This window comes from Emticicia sp. MM (assembly GCF_001649495.1).
This window is the reverse complement of the sequence record NZ_LXHX01000025.1, coordinates 1-19,410: the sequence shown is the minus strand read 5'-3', so window position 1 is coordinate 19,410 and position 19,410 is coordinate 1. Positions and strand designations below refer to the sequence as shown.

20 protein-coding genes, 1 pseudogene and 1 riboswitch are annotated in these 19,410 nt (G+C 37.4%); of the genes and pseudogenes, 9 read left to right on the top strand and 12 right to left on the bottom strand.

Translation table 11 applies throughout. The features are described 5' to 3' along the window. Positions 1-27 precede the first annotated feature (27 nt). Positions 28-885: a 23S rRNA (guanosine(2251)-2'-O)-methyltransferase RlmB gene (gene rlmB / locus A6M55_RS03935; RefSeq protein ID WP_064196573.1), complete on the top strand. Its 858-nt coding sequence runs from the start codon at positions 28-30 to the stop codon at positions 883-885. Positions 886-1,001: 116 nt separating this feature from the next. Here rlmB and A6M55_RS03930 read toward each other — a convergent pair whose 3' ends face one another. From A6M55_RS03930 to A6M55_RS03920, 3 genes are all read right to left on the bottom strand, one after another. After that, positions 1,002-1,523: a shikimate kinase gene (locus A6M55_RS03930; RefSeq protein WP_064196572.1), complete on the bottom strand. Its 522-nt coding sequence runs from the start codon at positions 1,521-1,523 to the stop codon at positions 1,002-1,004. Between the two features lie 21 nt (positions 1,524-1,544). Then, positions 1,545-2,654 (bottom strand): BT_3928 family protein, encoded by a 1,110-nt coding sequence (locus A6M55_RS03925; RefSeq protein WP_064196571.1) that lies wholly within the window; start codon positions 2,652-2,654, stop codon positions 1,545-1,547. Between the two features lie 169 nt (positions 2,655-2,823). Then, positions 2,824-3,375: a DUF1599 domain-containing protein gene (locus A6M55_RS03920; RefSeq protein ID WP_156510978.1), complete on the bottom strand. Its 552-nt coding sequence runs from the start codon at positions 3,373-3,375 to the stop codon at positions 2,824-2,826. A 167-nt stretch (positions 3,376-3,542) separates the two neighbouring features. Between A6M55_RS03920 and folP the strand changes: the two genes are divergently transcribed. Beyond that, entirely contained in the window at positions 3,543-4,409 is an 867-nt protein-coding gene (gene folP / locus A6M55_RS03915) for a dihydropteroate synthase (protein ID WP_064196569.1), read from the top strand. Between the two features lie 39 nt (positions 4,410-4,448). Here folP and A6M55_RS03910 read toward each other — a convergent pair whose 3' ends face one another. The 8 genes from A6M55_RS03910 to A6M55_RS03875 form a co-directional block, all read right to left on the bottom strand. Beyond that, positions 4,449-4,790, bottom strand: coding sequence for a helix-turn-helix transcriptional regulator (locus A6M55_RS03910; RefSeq protein ID WP_064196568.1), 342 nt, complete (start codon positions 4,788-4,790; stop codon positions 4,449-4,451). Positions 4,791-4,823: 33 nt separating this feature from the next. Next, the gene (locus tag A6M55_RS03905; protein WP_064196567.1) at positions 4,824-5,351 is read right to left on the bottom strand and encodes a hypothetical protein; all 528 of its coding nucleotides are present in this window, start codon (positions 5,349-5,351) and stop codon (positions 4,824-4,826) included. A gap of 27 nt (positions 5,352-5,378) precedes the next feature. After that, a complete protein-coding gene (metX, locus tag A6M55_RS03900) occupies positions 5,379-6,386 on the bottom strand; it encodes a homoserine O-acetyltransferase (protein WP_064196566.1) in 1,008 nt (335 codons plus the stop codon). A gap of 57 nt (positions 6,387-6,443) precedes the next feature. Further along, complete coding sequence (locus A6M55_RS03895; RefSeq protein ID WP_064196565.1) at positions 6,444-6,914, bottom strand: YdeI/OmpD-associated family protein; 471 nt, start codon at positions 6,912-6,914, stop codon at positions 6,444-6,446. 67 nt (positions 6,915-6,981) lie between these two features. Further along, positions 6,982-8,271, bottom strand: coding sequence for an O-acetylhomoserine aminocarboxypropyltransferase/cysteine synthase family protein (locus A6M55_RS03890; protein WP_064196564.1), 1,290 nt, complete (start codon positions 8,269-8,271; stop codon positions 6,982-6,984). A gap of 123 nt (positions 8,272-8,394) precedes the next feature. Next, positions 8,395-8,511: riboswitch (SAM riboswitch) on the bottom strand. Positions 8,512-8,626: 115 nt separating this feature from the next. After that, positions 8,627-9,673: a CHC2 zinc finger domain-containing protein gene (locus tag A6M55_RS03885; RefSeq protein ID WP_064196563.1), complete on the bottom strand. Its 1,047-nt coding sequence runs from the start codon at positions 9,671-9,673 to the stop codon at positions 8,627-8,629. Positions 9,674-9,779: 106 nt separating this feature from the next. Further along, entirely contained in the window at positions 9,780-10,532 is a 753-nt protein-coding gene (locus A6M55_RS03880) for an SDR family NAD(P)-dependent oxidoreductase (protein ID WP_064196562.1), read from the bottom strand. A 147-nt stretch (positions 10,533-10,679) separates the two neighbouring features. Continuing rightward, positions 10,680-11,609, bottom strand: coding sequence for a homoserine kinase (locus A6M55_RS03875; RefSeq protein WP_064196561.1), 930 nt, complete (start codon positions 11,607-11,609; stop codon positions 10,680-10,682). 211 nt (positions 11,610-11,820) lie between these two features. Here A6M55_RS03875 and A6M55_RS03870 point away from each other — a divergent pair, with 211 nt between their 5' ends. The 7 genes from A6M55_RS03870 (at position 11,821) to rho (ending at position 19,124) form a co-directional block, all read left to right on the top strand. Further along, positions 11,821-12,378 carry an OmpA family protein gene (locus A6M55_RS03870; protein ID WP_082892916.1) on the top strand — a complete coding sequence of 186 codons (558 nt, stop codon included), beginning with the start codon at positions 11,821-11,823 and terminating at the stop codon, positions 12,376-12,378. A gap of 128 nt (positions 12,379-12,506) precedes the next feature. Next, entirely contained in the window at positions 12,507-13,055 is a 549-nt protein-coding gene (locus tag A6M55_RS03865; protein WP_156510977.1) for a hypothetical protein, read from the top strand. A 229-nt stretch (positions 13,056-13,284) separates the two neighbouring features. Next, a complete protein-coding gene (gene purN, locus A6M55_RS03860) occupies positions 13,285-13,848 on the top strand; it encodes a phosphoribosylglycinamide formyltransferase (protein ID WP_064196574.1) in 564 nt (187 codons plus the stop codon). A 20-nt stretch (positions 13,849-13,868) separates the two neighbouring features. Beyond that, positions 13,869-14,813, top strand: coding sequence for a magnesium/cobalt transporter CorA (gene corA / locus A6M55_RS03855; RefSeq protein WP_064196558.1), 945 nt, complete (start codon positions 13,869-13,871; stop codon positions 14,811-14,813). A 40-nt stretch (positions 14,814-14,853) separates the two neighbouring features. Then, positions 14,854-15,834: a YheT family hydrolase gene (locus tag A6M55_RS03850; RefSeq protein ID WP_064196557.1), complete on the top strand. Its 981-nt coding sequence runs from the start codon at positions 14,854-14,856 to the stop codon at positions 15,832-15,834. A gap of 80 nt (positions 15,835-15,914) precedes the next feature. Continuing rightward, a complete protein-coding gene (locus A6M55_RS03845) occupies positions 15,915-17,045 on the top strand; it encodes a mechanosensitive ion channel family protein (RefSeq protein ID WP_064196556.1) in 1,131 nt (376 codons plus the stop codon). Between the two features lie 330 nt (positions 17,046-17,375). After that, on the top strand, positions 17,376-19,124 hold the full coding sequence (gene rho, locus A6M55_RS03840) for a transcription termination factor Rho (RefSeq protein WP_064196555.1): 1,749 nt from the start codon (positions 17,376-17,378) through the stop codon (positions 19,122-19,124). A gap of 56 nt (positions 19,125-19,180) precedes the next feature. Here the strand turns inward: rho and A6M55_RS17535 are convergent. Next, positions 19,181-19,410 (bottom strand): annotated as a pseudogene (locus tag A6M55_RS17535) (hypothetical protein); the annotation flags it as partial.

The following is a 19,410-nucleotide window of genomic DNA, read 5'->3' as shown; positions in this document are numbered from 1 at the left end:
GGCATATTGGTTTCCGTTTGTAGAAGCATGGAGAACAGGAAACGTAGTGGATTAGGCCGCAGTTCAGAAGGCGGTTATCGTAAGCCCGAAGGCGATAATAAAACTGGATTTAAGAAAAAATATTTTGCAAAACCAACACCCGCTGGCTTTGAGAAACCCTCGAAGCCAGATATTGTTTTTGGCGTTCAGTCTGTTTTGGAAACGCTCAAAAGCACCAAAGAAATAGAAAAAATATTGCTCCAAAGAGAATTTGGGCATGGTGAAGTAGAAAAATTGGCTTTTGAAAGAGGAATACCTGTACAGCGAGTTCCACTCGAAAAACTCAATCGTGTAACAATGAAAGTGCATCAAGGCATCATTGCGTTTGTCTCGGCGGTAAATTATGCCAAGATGTCGAATGTGGTGGCTGATACTTTCGAGCGTGGCGATGTGCCTTTGATTTTGGTTCTCGACCGAATCACCGATGTAAGAAATTTCGGAGCAATTTCTCGTACTGCTGAATGTGCAGGTGTAAATGGAATCGTTGTGCCAGCTCGTGGAGCTGCTCAAATCAATGCCGATGCCATGAAAACTTCTTCAGGTGCATTGACTCACTTGCCCGTTTGTCGTGAAAATAGCTTATCGCAAGTAATTAGTGAATTACAGCAATCAGGTATTCAAGTGGTAGCTTGTACCGAAAAAGCAACTGCCGAATTGTACGACATTGATTTCTCGTTACCAACTGCCATTCTGATGGGTTCGGAAGAAGATGGAATCTCAGATAATTTGCTCGAACAAGCTGATTACGCCACCAAAATTCCGATGGTTGGGAAAATTGGCTCCTTGAATGTATCGGTTGCAACGGGCGTTATTTTATACGAAGCTGTTAGACAGAGACAGAAATAGTTACGAAATAAAATTAGCTCATATAAAGAAGCCTTTGCTATTTTTAGCAAAGGCTTCTTTGTTTTGTTGTGATTACGAACTGGAATCGCAACGGCGAACCTTTTCAATCCACACGATTATTTTTTTCTTGAAAATTCTGCATCAATTATCCAAAGGATGCTATCAGGATCGGTGTCGCCCTCAACTGTAATATCGGCTTTCTGATAAATCGGCAGGCGTTCATTGTACTTTTCTGAGATAGTATCTAAAAGTGATTTACTTTCCAAATCAAATAAGGGGCGTTCGTTTTTCTTAGAAACTTTCATTCTTTCAACCAACATCGCAGGTTTTACATCTAAAAAAATACTGATACCGTTTTCTTTGATATACTCAAGTCCATCGTGGAAGCATGGCGTTCCTCCGCCAGTGGCTACCACCATTTTGCTATCTTTTTGTATTTTCTTTAGTTGTTGGTTTTCTACTTTTCTGAAATATTCTTCGCCATTTAAGCTAAATATTTCTGCAATTTTTTTGCCTTCTGCAATCTCAATTCTCAAATCTAAATCTATAAATTCATAGCCAAGACTTTTTGCAATTTGTCGGCCAAGTGTACTTTTGCCCGACGAAGGCATTCCTATTAAAAAAATATTCGTGGTCATTCTTGCTTTGGTTCTTCTATCTTATTTTAAATTTTCGGCTAAACTTTCAATTTTCGGAATACTATGATTGCCCCATTTACCTTTTACTACACCATTTTGTAACAAAATCACACACGGATTTGTTCGTGCCATTGTTTTTAATACTGTTGCATCAGCTGAGAAATATGGTGTTGAAATACCATTTTCCTCGCTAAACTTCTGATAATCAGTTTGAATCACTGACGTTAAAATCATCGCATTAATTCCTTTTGCTTCGGAAGCTTTTATCAAAGATTTCAATTCGTTCACTTGTTCGGTATCAGTATTTTTTACGTCTTTAAAAATCACCAATAACTTATTTCCAGCGAAAGTCGAATCGGTATAATTGTTTCCTTGTTGGTCTGCAATCGAATAATCAGTAATTTTTGGCTTCAATTTATCTTCATTCAGCGTTACCATTGATACGTATTTGTAAGTAAGCGTATCCATCAAAAACTCTTTTGCTACTATTTCTTCGTTGGTTTTCTTATTCAAAAACGTAAATTCCATGATGGGTTTTACGCCCGTTGGTTTCATTTGCTCAGGAATACTTTTTCCGATGGCGTACGGCAAAAAATCAATTGGAGGAAGGTAGCGAATAGCATAAATACCAATTCCAAACGAAATGGCTGTTACGATGGCCATCACGATGTTTTGATTCGAGTTTGTGTATTTATTTCTGAAAATAAATATTACCAAAATAAAGACCGTCAAGAAAATATCTTTGTTGAACGATGTCCAAGGTTTGAGTTTTAAGAAATCGCCAAAACATCCGCAGTCGGTTACTTTATTGAAATATGCCGAATAGAAAGTTAGAAATGTAAAGAAAACGATGATAATCAACAATAACCACGAAGTAATTTTCATGCGGTAGGATAGGAGTGTAGCCACCCCCAAAATCACTTCTAATGCACAGAAAATCAATGATAATGCCAATGAATTGTGGGCAAAAAACATAAATAAACCTTGCAATGAAGGCAAATCTTGGGCAAAAACCTCGAAATATTCTTCGAGTTTGATGCCTGTTCCCACAGGGTCAACAACTTTTACGAAGCCCGAAAAAGTAAATATTACACCAACTATGATGCGGGCAATTTGTGAAAATAGTTTCATAAATCTAATTTTGAATGATAGAATGAGTCAATGATAGAATATCAAAAATAATACGCATTTTCATTCTGAAAAGTTAATGGTATGTTAAAATAAGTAAAATTTACGACTATAGGGATTATAAATCGAGAAACAATTCGTCATTCGTCCTTCTAAAATTCGTAAATCCCCTTTACTGCTGTCCTTGAGCTTGACCCAATTTTATCATGCAAAAAACAGCGTAATTAATAATGTCTTGATAGCCAGCCTTGATGCCTTCTGAAACCAACGTTTTTCCTTGATTATCTTCGATTTGCTTTATTCTGAAGAGTTTCATCAAAATAATATCGGTCATCGAACTCACACGCATATCTCGCCACGCCTCGCCATAATCGTGGTTTTTATTGAAAAGTAACTCCATAACTTCGGCAACTTGCTTATTGTACATGGCTTGGAGCTGTTCAAACGGAATTTCGAGTTCGGTACTTTTTACCAAATCTGCTTGGATGAGAGCCATTACACAATAATTGATAATACCGATAAACTCGGGGACTTCGCCTTCATCGACACGACTAAAACCATTATCTTGAATCGTGCGGATGCGTTGGGCTTTGATAAAAATTTGGTCAGTGATGCTCGGTAAGCGTAAAATACGCCAAGAAGTGCCATAATCTTTGTTTTTCTTCTCGAAAAGGTCTTGACAAATCTTAATGACTTGGCGGTATTCGATTTCTGTTTGGTTCATTGTTATATGTAATTGCCTACTGGCTATGGGTTCGGTATTCAATTTAGAAAAAATTAATCAAGTTCGTTAGATTGAATTATCTTTGATGCTAAAATCAGTAAAATGGAGATAAAAGGCAGAAATGCCTTTATACTTGCAAAACTATAAAACTTCGGCTCTATAAGCAAATGACATTTATAAGTATCAATCATAAATACACCCACAACGAGCCTGTAATTGGCCAAAAACTCATTGATTTGTCGAAACCTTCGATAATGGGAATTCTGAATATTACGCCCGATTCTTTTTTTTCTGGGAGTAGATATACTCCAAATAGCAATCAAATTATAGACCAAGTTGGCAAAATGATTACCGATGGAGCAGTATTTATTGACATTGGAGGCTATTCGACTCGCCCAGATGCCGATGATGTGAGTGTAGCTGAAGAAATAGACCGAGTATCGCCTGTTATTGAAGTAATTGCTCAAAATTTCGGTGATAAAGTAGCCATTTCGATTGATACTTTCAGAAGTAAAGTTGCTCGTGAAGCCGTGAAAGTTGGGGCAACAATCATCAACGATATTGCAGGGGGAAATCTGGATGAAGAAATGTTTCAGGCTGTAGCCGAATTGCAAGTACCATATATATTGATGCATAGCCGAGGCAATCCACAAACGATGAATAACCTCAATGATTATCAGAACCTTACATTGGATGTAATCACCGAATTACAAGAAAAAGTAGCTGAACTTAGAGCTTTGGGAGTGAAAGATATTATCATTGACCCAGGTTTTGGATTCGCCAAAAATGCCAAACAAGGTTTTGAAATGATGCGAAATTTGGAAGCCTTTAAAGTGATGGATTTACCACTTTTGGTAGGCATTTCAAGAAAATCAATGATTTGGCGAACGCTCAATATAACCGCCAATGAAGCACTTAATGGCACAACTGCACTTAATATGTATGCTCTCATGCAAGGAGCAAAAATTTTACGTGTACACGATGTGAAAGAAGCCATGCAGACTGTGAAGTTGTTTGAGGAGTTGGGAGGGTAGTTTTTAATTTTTTCGTTAAAATGAATCCATACATGCAACTTACACGCAGACCAATGCTTCATTATGCTTTAATTCAATTAATCGAATACCGAGTGTTTTTTCAATTTTATTGATTGTTCTGAGTGTTAGATTTTCATTTCCTTTCAATATTTTATTGATTTGTTGCGAACTTATACCCATCAATGCTGCGAGCTGCTTTTGAGAATTTGGGTATTTACCATTTGTTTTGTTTGCTCTGAGAGTACTCAAGATTCTGATAGCAATATCTGCCGATAATTCAAGCCAATCTTTATTTTCTTCATAAAAAACAGCATCATTTTTCCAAGAATTGTCTGTTTGGGCAATCTGATCGAGTTTGTTAATAAGGGTTTCATTTTTCATAGTCAATCTTCTTTAAATTCTATAAAACCATAGTCAGATTGATTCATCAGTAAGCCCATTTTCGACTAAAAACTGTCTGGTCATCTCCAGTTTTTTAAGTTCTAATTGCAAGTGTGGTCGAGTGTTCATTGTTTGAGTGAGTTTAATACTTCCGCCCGAGACAACATAAGTATTTTCACTAATCCTTATCGCATAAATCCTAAGCCACTCTACTTTCGATTTTTCTCTCAAAAGCTCTTTTAGCTGATAGTCAGAATTGTGTAATGGTCTAAAAATTGCCTGTAATTTTAACTCTGAGTTTTGGTGTTTTTCAATCAATTGATAAAATTTTCTGCGAAAGTCGATAGCTTGTTTTCGAGTTCTTCTAACCGCATCTTCGATACTTATTGCTCCGTAGAAGTTGCTATTCAAATCACTACTATTTTCTTCAAAGAAAGTAAATAAGTACTCAAAATCATTTATCCAAAGATTGAATAATCGACTAAATTCCATCTCTTGATTATCATAAGCAACCGAATAAAGAGTAAATTCTTTAACAGCAAAGATAGCAGTAATTTTCATAAAATCAACTTATAAGTTTATTTTTTCTTACAACCACCCCTTAATCGTCTCAGTCATCGCTTCAAATTCAATTAAAAAGCCATCGTGACCATACATTGAGTCAATGAGAGCATATTTTGCGTTTGGAATATGTTTTGAAATAAACTCTTGTTCTTCGGGTGGAAATAGCACATCAGAAGTAATGCCAATCACCAAAGTTTTGGATTTGATAAGTTTGAGAGCATCTTCTACTTTACCACGCCCACGCCCCACATCATGCGAGTCGAACATCTTCGAGAGTGTCCAATAAGAAAACGCATTGAAGCGTTTGCCGAGTTTTTCGCCCTGATAATTTTGGTAAGTGTTTGCTCTGAAAAAATCAACTTGACCTTCATCACGAGATTGTGTGCGGCCATAAGTAGCATAATTTCGGTAAGATAAAAGAGCAATCGAACGAGCTACTTTCATACCGTTCATGCCCGCTTTAGGGTGACGCTCTATCCAAGTGGGGTCGGCCGCAATCGCCATCCTTTGCGATTCATTAAAGGCAATTCCCCACGGCGAATGAATAGCATTTGTCGAGAAAAGAATCAAGTTTTCAATCAAGTCGGGCTGTAAAATTGCCCATTCGAGTGCTTGTTGGCCACCCAGCGAGCCACCGAGTAAAGTATTTATTTTTTCAATACCTAAATTAATGCGTAATAAATCAATTGCCCGAACTACATCACGAATGCTGATAAAAGGAAAATCATGGAAATAAGGCTCACCCGAAATCGGGTTTTTACTTAGTGCATTCGTAGAACCATAATGAGAACCCAAAATGTTAGCACAAACGATAAAATGTTCGGCAGGATTATATAGACGTTTTTCGCCAATCATACCATTCCACCAATCGGATGGATTGGCGTTTCCTGTGAAAGCATGACACACCCACACCACATTATCTTTGGCTGCGTTGAGAGCTCCGTAAGTGGTATAGGCTAAATCAAATTCGGGAAGCCATGCCCCCGATTCAAGTTTAAATGGTTCGTCGTGATGAAATGTCTTATTTTCCATTAATGCTAAGCGGTACTTATTTGGTGATTTTTCTTGTAATTTTGTTGATTTCTATTTTTATTGTTTTCTCAGTCGTTCGGCTAATTCTACTACTCTTTTTATTCGGGTTTCGGTTTGTTTGGCACTGCCAATCCATAACCGATAATCTTTTTGTTTCGATGCAGAAAGTTGTTGATACAAAGCGGCAAATTCTTCATCAAAGTCTATTGCTTCCTGTAATTCGACTGGCATCGGAATTATCCTTTCTTCAAAATCTTCTTCAATTGAAACCGAAATTTCTTCGTGCAATTTTACACCCAATTCTTTTTGTAATTTAAGCGGCAAGGTCATGGCATGAAAACCATTGCCTTTTGGAAAAAGGTTACTTTTAAACGCTTTATTATTGATGTAACCTTTAACTTTCACGAATCCTTTTTTGCCAAATACCTCATGGACATTTTCAGGAAAATCAATATAATTCCACGAACCCGCAGGATTCGGTGGCATTTTCTTGATAATTTCTTTGAAATGAATGACTTTGCTTGACATAAATTTTAGTTTAATAAAACAAGGTCGAAGGTAAAACTCATTCGAGCCAACCTTCGACCTTGAAAAATTATGCTAAAGCCTGTGTAATATCGGCTTTAATATCTTCGATATGTTCGTAACCACACGAAATTCTCAATAAATTAGGGTCAACACCTGCCGAAAGCTGCTCACTTTCCGATAATTGCGAGTGCGTTGTTGATGCTGGGTGAATTATCAAAGTTTTTGCATCACCTACGTTTGCTAAATGTGAAATGAGTTTTAGGCTATTCACAAATTTCTCAGCTCTTTCACGCCCACCTTTTAGCTTAAATGAAAGTACACCGCCAAAGCCACGCTGTAAATATTTTTTTGCCAGCTCATGTGTTGGATGATTAGCAAGTCCAGGGTAATTTACCGACTCTACTTCTGGATGCTCGGATAACCATTGTGCCAAAGCTGCCGTGTTTTCGCAAGTGCGTTCAACTCTTAAAGTAAGCGTTTCAAGACCTTGAAGCAATAAGAATGAATTGAATGGCGACTGGCAAGCACCCCAATCTCTCAGTCCTTCAACACGACAACGAATAATATATTGGATATTACCAAAAGGGCCACCAATACCAAAAACATCATTCAAAACTAAACCATGATAACTCGGTGATGGCTCAGTAAACTGCGGATATTTGCCATTTCCCCAATTGAAAGTACCTGCGTCAACAATTACACCGCCCATTGTTGTACCATGCCCGCCAATCCATTTCGTAGCAGATTCTACCACAACGTTTGCACCGTGTTTGAGAGGTTGGCAAATTGCTCCACCTGCACCAAATGTATTATCTACAAAAAGAGGTAGATCATGTTTTTTTGCTAAAGCAACCAATGCTTCAAAATCAGGCACGTGTAAGCCTGGGTTTCCGATGGTTTCTACATAAATTAATTTTGTTTTTTCGTCAATCAATTTTTCAAAACTTTCTACATTGTTTCCTTCGGCAAAACGAGCTTCAACGCCAATGTTTTTGAACGAATTCTTAAATTGATTGTATGAGCCACCATAAAGAAAAGAAGTCGTAACGAAATTATCTCCAACAGTTGTTACATTATTAATGGCAATAAATTGAGCGGCGTGTCCCGATGAAACCGTAAGAGCTGCCACACCACCTTCAAGAGCCGCAATGCGTTTTTCAAAAACATCATTGGTTGGGTTCATGATTCGGGTATAGATGTTGCCAAACTCTTTCAAAGCAAAAAGATTTGCACCGTGAGCAGAATCTTTAAACTGATAGGCGGTAGTTTGATAAATAGGCACAGCACGAGACTGTGTTACTGGGTCAATTTCCTGTCCAGCGTGTAGCTGAAGCGTTTCGAAGCGTAGTTCTGACATTGGTTTTGTTGTTTTAAATTTTAATTAAAAAGTGAATTTTGTAGCGAAACTTGAGTATAGCAAAACCATTGTGATTTGCCACACAAGAAATAAAACCAATTTGAAAACGATTCTCGTATGATTGGTTTATAAGTCCGAATTGTTTCGCCATTTCGGTAGGTATTGGCACCTTATCGCTTGAAGCGGGACAGGTTGCCCGAGGTTCGTAGAGCCTATTCTCTCCCCTCGTCTATATAAATCAATCAATCAGCTACTTGAGTAGGATAATTGAATTGATGATGCAAAGATGCGGTGTGATTTGTTAAAAAACAAATGATGTAGAACAATTTTCTAAATTGTTCGGCAGAAAAATCTATTACATTGTTTTACCAAAATATTCATTAATATCCTTAAAACCTTTGTTCCAGTCTCGTTTTTCGGCCAAAATACCTGCCATCAGAAAATCTTCAATGAGGGCATTGGCACCATTAATTCCAGCGGTATCATTATCAAAACTTATCAGAACTTTATATTTTTTAAAATATTTCATCCATTCTTTCTTGAAAATCTTGGCACTTCCCAAACTTACTGCCATCATACCATTTTTTACTAAAGTCATGCAATCGAATGCTCCTTCGGTGAGATAGACTTCGGAGTTTGGACGAAGTTTTTTGATAGAATCAAGGTTAAAAATACTACGAGGAACGCCCGAAAGAAATTGATATTTGCTTGCTCCATCAGGTGGATTTCCAATCGTTCGACCTTGTAAATAAACAATTCGCCCGTCTTGGTAATAAGGAATTACAATCGGATGAACGAAGAAAACTAAATTGCCTTTATCATTCATCAAGCCACAGCCTTTTAAATCTTCGATTGCATAATTTGATTTCAGAAAATCATTGACAACTACGTAGTTTTTTATCACAAAAAGTTTGAAATGTCTGATTGTCCAATCATCAATTCCTCGACCACGTAAATATTCGGCCGCTTTTCGAGCAGAATCTGTGGCTGTTTGAGTGATGCAAAATTGCTGAAAACGTTCGTAGATTTCGCTGTAAATTGGCTTGAATTCAAACTGTTTTTCAAGAATAGGCTTATTTGTGTAAACGCTTTTAATATCTATCTTTCGGACGGTTTTATGACGAACACCATCATAAGCAGCAATATAACGGGTAGCAAGTTCTTCAAGAGCAGTTTTGAAATCAATCTGACAAGCATCGGCATAGAGATTGATCACATCACCGTGTTTGCCACAGCCAAAACAATGAAATTCGTTTTGTGGTGGAGGATAAAAAACTAAAGAAGGTGAGTCTTCCACGTGAAATGGACAATTCATGCGTCGGCTTTGAACAATCTCAAAGCCTAAGTCACGAGCAACTTGCCGAATATCAATTTCTTTTACACGTTGAAGTAGATTTTCCAAAGCGATTTACGAATTACGAGTGACGAATTACGAGTGACGAATATTAGTCGGTCAATAAGAAAAGTGACATTCGTAAATCGTCATTCGTAAATCGTAAATTTTTTAATTATTTTCTATGAATCATAGTTGGGGCAGCTTGAGCTTTTGCGTAAAGCACAATATCGGCAATCGTTACACGGTCGGGCGTGTTGATGGCGTACAAAATTGCATCGGCTACATCTTCGGCTTGAATTGGTTCGAAGCCTTCATAAACTTTCTTGGCACGCTCTACATCACCTTTAAATCGTACCAACGAAAAGTCAGTTTCAACCGCACCAGGGGCGATATTTGTTATTTTTATGCCATATTTTGTCAAATCATGACGCATTCCTTCACTGATTGCCTCAACTGCTGATTTTGAAGCACAGTAAACGGCTCCGTTTGGGTAAGTATATTTTCCCGCAACTGAACTTAAATTGATGATATGCCCTTTTTCACGTGCTATCATTATTGGCATTACTGCTTTTGATACATACAAAAGTCCTTTTACATTTCCATCAATCATGGCATCCCAGTCTGCAATGTTGCCATCTTGAATTGGTTCAAGTCCGTGGGCATTTCCTGCATTATTGACCAAAATATCAATATTTTTCCACTCTTCGGGTAAAGATTCAATGGCACTTGCAACATCTGCCTGATTACGAACATCAAATGCGAGTGTTGTGACTTGCACCTTTTTTGAAAAATATTCCTTCAATTCATCTAAAACTTCACGACGACGACCACATAAAATCAGATCAATTCCTGCATTGGCAAAAGCCTCTGCCGTCGCTTTTCCAATTCCTGATGTTGCACCTGTAATAAGGGCTATTCTTTTCATTTTTTAAAGTTATTTGTTACTGGAGAATTTGTGTACTGGTTACTTGTTTAATGGTCATTAGTAAACTTGGAAACTGGTAAATTGATGACGAATTCGCTTCTTAGAAAATATTATTGTTTAGAATCACCTAAGTAACCAATCAACCAATTACCCAATAACCTTCGGCCCATCTTGATTAATGCCTGAAACGTACGCATTTGCATAAATCCCAACCTTTTCAAAGCTATTTTTCATAGCGATTGCCACTTTTTCAGCTGTATCACGTCCTTGGCTGAATGCAAAAATCGAAGGGCCAGCTCCCGAGATACTACAACCCAACGCACCTGTTTCTAAAGCTGCATTTTTCACTTCCCAAAATTCGGGAATCAATATTGCCCGAACAGGCTCAATAATAAAATCAACCATCGAATTTGCAATAAGTTTATAATCGGCTTGCATTAAACCTGCAATCATACCAGCCACATTCCCCATTTGGGCAATCGTATTTTTCATTGAAACCTCATTTCTTAAAATATGACGTGCATCTTTTGTATTTACTTCAATATCAGGATGAACGATAGTTACGTATAGTTCATCAGGTGTAGGTACTTTGAATACATCAAGTGGTTGATAGCTTCGTACAACCACAAAACCACCCAGTAGGGCAGGGGCAACATTATCAGCGTGAGCTGAACCACAAGCGATACGCTCACCCTCCATCGAAAATGGTAATAATTCTTTGGCAGAAAGTGGTTTACCAAGTAATTCATTTACCGCAAAAACACCAGCCACTGAACTTGCCGAACTACTTCCAAGGCCACTTCCAAGAGGCATTTGCTTGTGTAATTCAATCTCCAGACCTTGCGTACTGCCCGTTTGTTCGAGGTATTTGATAATCGGAACCGTTACTGCATTTTTAGAAACATCGTAGGTAAGTTTTCCTTCTTCGCCAGTAATATTGGTGATAATGATTTGACTATCAGAGCGTTTACGAACAATGACTTCATCGCCTGGTGCATCAACGGCAAAGCCGAAAATATCAAATCCACAGGCAACATTGGCAACGGTAGCAGGGGCAAAAATCTTGATTGAGTCCATCAATAAAAATAGGTGTGTTTTCTTTGGTTATGTTCGCCAAATTTAGTCCTTTTTAGGTGAAATTCGGAATCTAAATTTAGAAATATTAAGTTTTTGTTAGAAATACCATAGTAAATCGAAAAAAAAGTTGTTTTTTAGTTACTTTTTATTACTTTTCCATTCGTAAATCGAGTAAAAAGTTTTTTTCCCTAAACCCCAAACAAATCAAACAATGAACAGATTTCTATTACCCCTTCTGATTCTGCTTTGGTCTTTGTTGTACACTGGTTGGTGGAACTGTAACCGTAAACCCTTGTGTTCGGGCGAGCCAATCGTTACCGATACGACATCAATGGTAATAGCAGCCACGCCAATGATTGACTCAACCAAACTGACAGATTCTGTGAAAGTAGATACGGTTAAAGTAGCTGCTACTCCAGAAGAACAAATCTTGTTTACTCCATTAGATGTTTATTTTAAAGTCAATCAATCGGGCATTGAGAAAACTGCCGAAGTTAAAGCTTTCATCGAGACAGCTAAAAAGTATTTTGAGAAATACCCTGATAAAGTACTCTTAATAACTGGTCATGCTGATGGCGATGGATCTGATGAATTAAATCAGCGACTTTCAGAAAACCGTGCGAAACAAACTAAATCCTTCTTATTGAAAGAGGGTTTTAAAGCAACGCAGCTGACAACCGAGGGTAAAGGTGAAAAAGAACCAATTGCTTCAAATGACACTCCTGAAGGTAAAGCCAAGAATCGTCGTAGTACGATCAGACTGAAGTAGTACGAAAGCCAAAAGTTGATGATTTTCCATAGGAGTTTCGATCTACCTATGTTGCAAACGATTCAAAATCATTAGTTTAAGAAATTTTATAACTTTAAAAAAATACAAATATGGACTTTTTTCAATATATGAAATGTTGGTTAACTGATTTTCCTTGGGGAGTTTTTCTTGGATGTTTATTGCCACTTTTATTACTTTGGTGGTGGCTAAACCGTGAAATTAACCGATGGAAAAACCATTCAGCCGAATTGCAAGATAGAATCAATTTCTTGGAAGGCGAACTTGATGCTTGCCGAAAATCAAAAGTATCAACAAGTGTAAATGTTGATGCAGGTGGAAGTGTTTCGGCTGGAATTGGTGGGGCTGGTATTGCTGCTGGTGCTTTAGGTTTAGCGGGAGTTGCGGCCGCTGCTGTACCAACCAAAAAAGATGATTTGAAAATTGTTGAAGGTATCGGCCCTAAAATCGAAGAATTATTCAATAATGCGGGTATTTATACTTTTGCCGAGTTGGCTGAAACATCGGTAGAAAGAATGAAAGCTATTCTTGATGCCGCTGGACCTCGCTTCCAAATCCATAATCCAGCTACTTGGGCAGATCAAGCTGCTTTGGCTCGTGATGGCAAATGGGATGAGTTGAAAAAATGGCAAGATGAGCTCTATAAAGGGAAAGCCTAATTTCAATGGTAAATGATTAATGGTGAATTCTTAATTACATTTTTGGTAATTAAACACAACCAACAAAAAAGTCTCTGCAACTTTTTGCAGAGACTTTTTTGTTAATTTAAAACTGGCTTTTTGAAAAAAAATGACGTGATTCGCAGGAAAAATAATTTTGAATGAGTGAATGATAGAATATTTTTTTCATTCTCTCATTCACTCATTGACGCATTCAATCATTGACCCAATGACACGTATAGCTATTTTTGCTTCAGGTTCGGGAAGTAATGCCGAACGAATTACTACTTATTTTGCTGATAACAAATCAGTTAGTATTGAATTGTTTTTATCAAATAACCCAACTGCGGGCGTTATTGAGCGTGGACGAAGATTAGGAATTCCGACAGTTTTATTCGATAAAAAAACGTTTTCCAAAACTGATAAAATTGTCGATTTATTACAAAAACAACAAATCGACTTGGTAATTCTGGCTGGTTTTCTGTGGCTAATTCCCGAAAACTTAGTGAAAGCATTTCCTAATAAAATTATTAATATTCACCCCGCATTGCTGCCAAAATACGGTGGCAAAGGAATGTGGGGGCATTTTGTGCATGAGGCCGTAGTGGAAGCTGGAGAAAAAGAATCTGGTATAACAATTCATTACGTAAATGAGCATTATGATGAAGGGAAAATTATTTTTCAAGAAAAATGTGAGGTTATTCCGACTGATACCCCCGACGATGTGGCTCGAAAAGTACAAGCACTCGAACATATTCACTTTCCAGAAGTGATTGCAAAATTGATTGAATAGGCGATTAAAACGTATATCGTATGGTCAGGATTTTCTATAAAGATGGTAAGCAAGTAAAAAAAGAAACAGACGTAAGAGAACTCGGCTTGCTTAAAAACTTGATGTGGGTTGATTTGCAGTCGGCCACCAACGATGAAGAGGAATGGGTAGAAACCAAGTGCAATATCAGTTTTCAAACTCCTCAAGAAATTGTTGAGATTGAAAGCAGTGCAAGGTATTTTGAGCAGAATAATACCATTAATGCCAACTCCAACTTTCTACTTTCCGAGAATGATGGCTATTCGTTTTACCCAGTGTCTTTTTTAATTCGTGAAAATATCTTGTTTACTTTTCGTCAGGGAGATTCAAAAACATTTGCCGATACTGTAAAAAAAATCAAGATAGGTGAAGAGGTTTTCAAAGATGGAATTGATATTTTGTTAGTTCTGCTCGAAACCCGCATCGAATCAGATGCTGATTTGCTGGAGGCGATGTCGAAAGAAGTGAAAAACATCAGCCGTACGCTTAGCCGAGAGAAGAAACCAAAGCAAGATTCTTTGCTCAGAATCAATAATTTACAAGAAAATACAATGATGATTCGTGAAAGTATTATTGATAAACAACGAGTACTTTCGCAAATTCTTAGAAGTATGTATTTTCCCGAAGACCGTAAAGAACGCCTGCGAATTGTCTTAAAAGATATAAGCTCTTTGCTCGAATACACTACCTTTAATTTCGAACGTTTAGAGTACCTTCAAGATACTTTTATGGGTTTGATTAACCTTGAACAAAACGAAATTATTAAGATTTTCACGGTTGTAACTATTTGTTTTCTTCCTCCAACCCTTATTGCTGGGGTTTTCGGAATGAATTATCCATTGATTCCAACGACTGATAATCCGTTAGGTTTTTGGATTGCTGTTATATTGATGGTTACTTCTTCTTTAGGTTTTCTATTTTTCTTCAAACGCCGAAAATGGATTTAATCAGTTTGAATTTTCTGAATAATATTTTATAATTATACGAATGCCAGTTTTATCAACAAATACCGAATATAAGCCCCCAAAATGGCAGTTTAATGCCCATATTCAGACAATTTACCCAAGTCTTTTTCGTAAAATTCCTGTCAATTATAAACGAGAGCGAGTAGAACTACAAGATGGCGATTTCATAGATTTCGATTGGTCGTTTGCATCAGAAAAACGTGGTCACAAACTTGTAATCGTCACGCATGGTTTGGAGGGTGACTCAACTCGTCATTATGTAACGGGTATGATCAAGAAATTTAATGACAATGGTTACGACGGCTTGGGCTGGAATTGCCGCAGTTGTAGCGGAGAAATGAATCGTTTACCTCGTTTTTATCATCATGGCGATGTTGATGACATTCGTTTTGTGGTCAATTATGCCATCGATACTTACAAATACGAAGAGGTGGTTTTAATAGGTTTTAGTATGGGCGGCAGCATGACTATTCGACTTTTGGGGCAAAATCCCGAACTTTTGCCATCGCAAGTAAAATACGGCGTAGCAGTTTCAGTACCACTTGATTTATACACTTCGGTCTATGAACTTTATAAACCTGGCCGTAGATTCTATATGAAACGCTTTATCAAGAAATTGGGCGTAAAAATTAAAGAGAAGTCAACGCAACATCCGAATAATAATTTAGTTAGTTATGAAGGATATGAGCTAATCAAGAATTTCGAGCAGTTTGATAGCCGTTACACCGCTCCAATGTTTGGGTTCAAGAATGCCCATGATTTTTATCAAAAAGCCGCTGCTAAGCCTTTTTTGAAGTCTATAAATGTACCTACTTTGGTTATTCAGGCCATCAATGATCCGTTTTTATCTCCCGAATGTTTGGATTTAGGTGATGCTGAGAATAACCCAAATGTTAGCTTGCAACTCTTGAAATTTGGTGGACACGTAGGTTTTATGATGCCAAACTCTAACGAAACTTGGGTTGAGCGTCGGGTAATTGAGTTTATGAAAGAGCAAAAGTAGCCCACAGTTCACGATCGTTCACTGTACTTGCCAATTGCTTTGGCTATTCATTTTTTACAACTTATATCGAAAGATTTTAGATGAATAATTTAGACAAGATTCTGCACAAGAGTTTTTTATATAATCCAGTCGAAAACTGGCTTTGGTTTTTGGGTATTTTACTGGTAGGATTTCTTTTTAAAAGGATATTTTCGGTTTTGGTAAGTAAAATCGCTTACCGTCTTATCAAGCAAGAAACCCAAAATGTACCAGTTTCCAACTTCGTAGATTTACTCAAACGACCAGTTGAGTTTATTTTCACTTTACTTATACTTTACTCTGCTGTTGATGAAATTTCGTTTCCACGTAAATGGAGAATCATTCCGTTTGGTAAAATGCGAGTAAGCGAATTTGCTGATAAACTCCTCGATACGCTTTTTGTGATTGCCATTACTTGGATAATTATTCGATTGGTGAAATTCTTTGCGTTGGTTTTTTTGAAAAAAGCTGAAGAAAACGATATCAAAACTGACGAGCATCTTGTGCCATTTTTCCGAGATATTATCATTGCTTTGATAGTTTTTTGTTCGTTTTTCTTGATTTTGGGCTTTGTCTTTCGCCAAGATGTAATTAGTTTAATCACTGGTTTAGGTATTGGTGGAGTTGCCTTAGCTTTGGCGGCACGTGCCACACTCGAAAACCTTTTCGCATCTTTTACGTTATTTACAGAACAACCTTTTATTGTTGGCGATGATATTGAGCTGGGAAGTATGGTCGGGAAAGTTGAAAAAGTGGGCTTTCGTAGTACTCGCATCCGTCACGTTGATGGTAGTCTGATTGTTGTGCCTAACCAAATGTTGGTTTCACAAACACTCAATAATTTGACACAACGCAAAGACCGCCGACACAAGTTTTTTCTCAGATTGAAACTTGATACTCCGATTGTAAAAATTAAAACAGTAGTCGATGAAATTCAACATCTGATAGATATTCATGAACAAACCAAAGACCACGAAGGACACGTGAAGTTTGATGCTATAGGCGAATATTCAATTAATTTGTTGGTTGTGTTTTTTGCAGCAACACCTGATTATTGGGAAAGCAAAGGCATTCGACAAGAAATAAATTATATGATAAACCAAGTTTTGGACAAAAATGGCGTAGAATTGGCCAGCCCAACTACTACTTTATTCGGTATCACCGACGATAAAAATATTGATGATGATTATTGAAAATGTAAAAGGAGATAACCTGAAAATATTTTTTTATTTTTTATAAAATGCTTGTGAATACAAAAATAAAGTTTTATTATTGCATGCAAATCCAGCAAAACACTTCAATCGGCTCATCTATTCTCAAAAGAAAATTCTTGATTTAGCCAATTGTATCCGAGCAAAGTTTTCGTTTTTTTCGAGTAATTTCATCGAGTGAACTCTTCGAGAAATCTCCGAGTATTTGATTAAATGCTAAAATTCTTGGAAGTGTCTTTTCCGAAATACATCTTATTTTAAAAATCTAACCGCTAATCTTTAGCAATTGTAACGTCTTGTTAATTCTCTCGTATGTACACATCAGAAGAACTGAATCTTAAACTTCTATCAGAGTTAAGGAAAATTTGTATAGAATTAGGCATTAAAGATGTCCGAACAGCCTCTAAAACCGAATTAGTTGAAAAGATTTTAGAGAACCAAAGTTCAGCTTCTCTCTTTAATACCCCCAAAGGTGCGGCCACTGATTCTACTGCAAATTTGCCAATCGAGCAACCTCTCTTTAAAGAAGACAAAGGATTAAAAAATAGAAAACGCTTACCCAAAACTGACGAAAAACCAACTGAGCCAGCAATTGTTGCTGTTGCTTCTCCCGTGGTTGAAGTTCAGCCAATTACTGAAAAACCTCAGACCAAACCAGAAAATTTTAAGAAAAATGACAACAAAAAGTCATTTGATAAACAAAAACCAGTGCCTGTACAACCAGAGACTTTTTCTGATATGCAAGTAGCTGATGAAGAGCCTGTCTTGAATTTGGAAGAACCCGCAGATTTTGATTTGGCTGCAATCGATGCCGAAATGAGTGAATTCGCAAGATTGACTGACGAGATTATTCCTGAAATTCCAGAGCCGAAAGAAGACAAACGCTACGTCGATACTTATACCAAAGACATCAAAAAGCAATTCAATAATCTCATCAAAGAATTTGATGGAATTATCGAAAACGAAGGTGTTTTGGAAATCATGCAAGAAGGTGGGTATGGTTTCTTGCGTTCGGCTGATTATAATTATTTGGCCAGTCCCGATGATATTTATGTGTCACCATCGCAAATCAAATTATTTGGTTTGAAAACGGGTGATACCGTAAAAGGAGCAATTCGCCCACCGAAAGAAGGAGAAAAATATTTTGCCTTATTGCGAGTGCTTTCGGTTAATGGAAAAACAACTGAAGAAATTCGTGACCGTATTCCGTTTGAATACCTTACTCCACTTTTCCCCGAAGAACAAATCAAATTGAGTAGTCGCCCTGATGTATATTCTACTCGTGTGCTTGATTTATTTGCACCAATCGGAAAAGGTCAGCGTGGAATGATTGTGGCACAACCTAAAACTGGTAAAACTGTTTTATTAAAGGAAATTGCCAATGCCATCACTCGCAACCATCCAGAGGTTTATTTGATTATTTTGTTAATTGACGAACGCCCTGAAGAGGTTACTGATATGCAACGCAGTGTGCGTGCCGAAGTAATTGCCTCAACTTTTGATGAAACCGCCGATCGCCACGTAAAAGTTTCGGGAGTTGTTTTAGAAAAAGCAAAACGCTTAGTTGAGTGTGGACACGATGTAGTTATCTTGCTCGACTCAATCACACGTTTGGCTCGTGCTTATAATACCGTTATTCCATCATCAGGGAAAATCCTTTCGGGTGGTGTGGATGCCAATGCACTTCACAAACCAAAACGTTTCTTTGGTGCAGCTCGTAATGTAGAAAATGGAGGTTCGTTAACGATTATTGCAACAGCCTTGATTGATACTGGCTCTAAAATGGACGAGGTTATCTTTGAAGAATTTAAAGGGACGGGTAATATGGAACTCCAACTCGACCGTAAATTATCGAACAAACGTGTTTATCCTGCGATTGATATTTTAGCATCGGGTACACGTCGTGAAGATTTATTGATGGATAAAGATTCGTTACAAAAAGTATGGTTATTGCGTAAATTCATGGCAGATATGAACCCAATGGAAACGATGGAATTCTTACTTGATAAAATGAAAGGAACTCGCAATAATGAAGAGTTTTTGTTGACGATGAATAGATAGAAAGTCGGCAGTCTATAGCACTGCCACTTAAAATACCACTCACTCAGAAACATGAGTCATCCCGAATTTTGAATATTACCCCACAATGCAAATAGGGCATTGGATGATGCTATTCTTAATCTGTAAATCGGTATCGAAGCATTTCGGTACCGATTTCCTGTTCTATGAGCCCACTTTTTGAGGAATAATGGAATAAAACAACTCCAATTTCTAAGAAAAGAAAGTAAGAAATCGTAGACAAGTGTAACAATAGCCATTAATTTGAGTCTATTTTCCCACAACCACA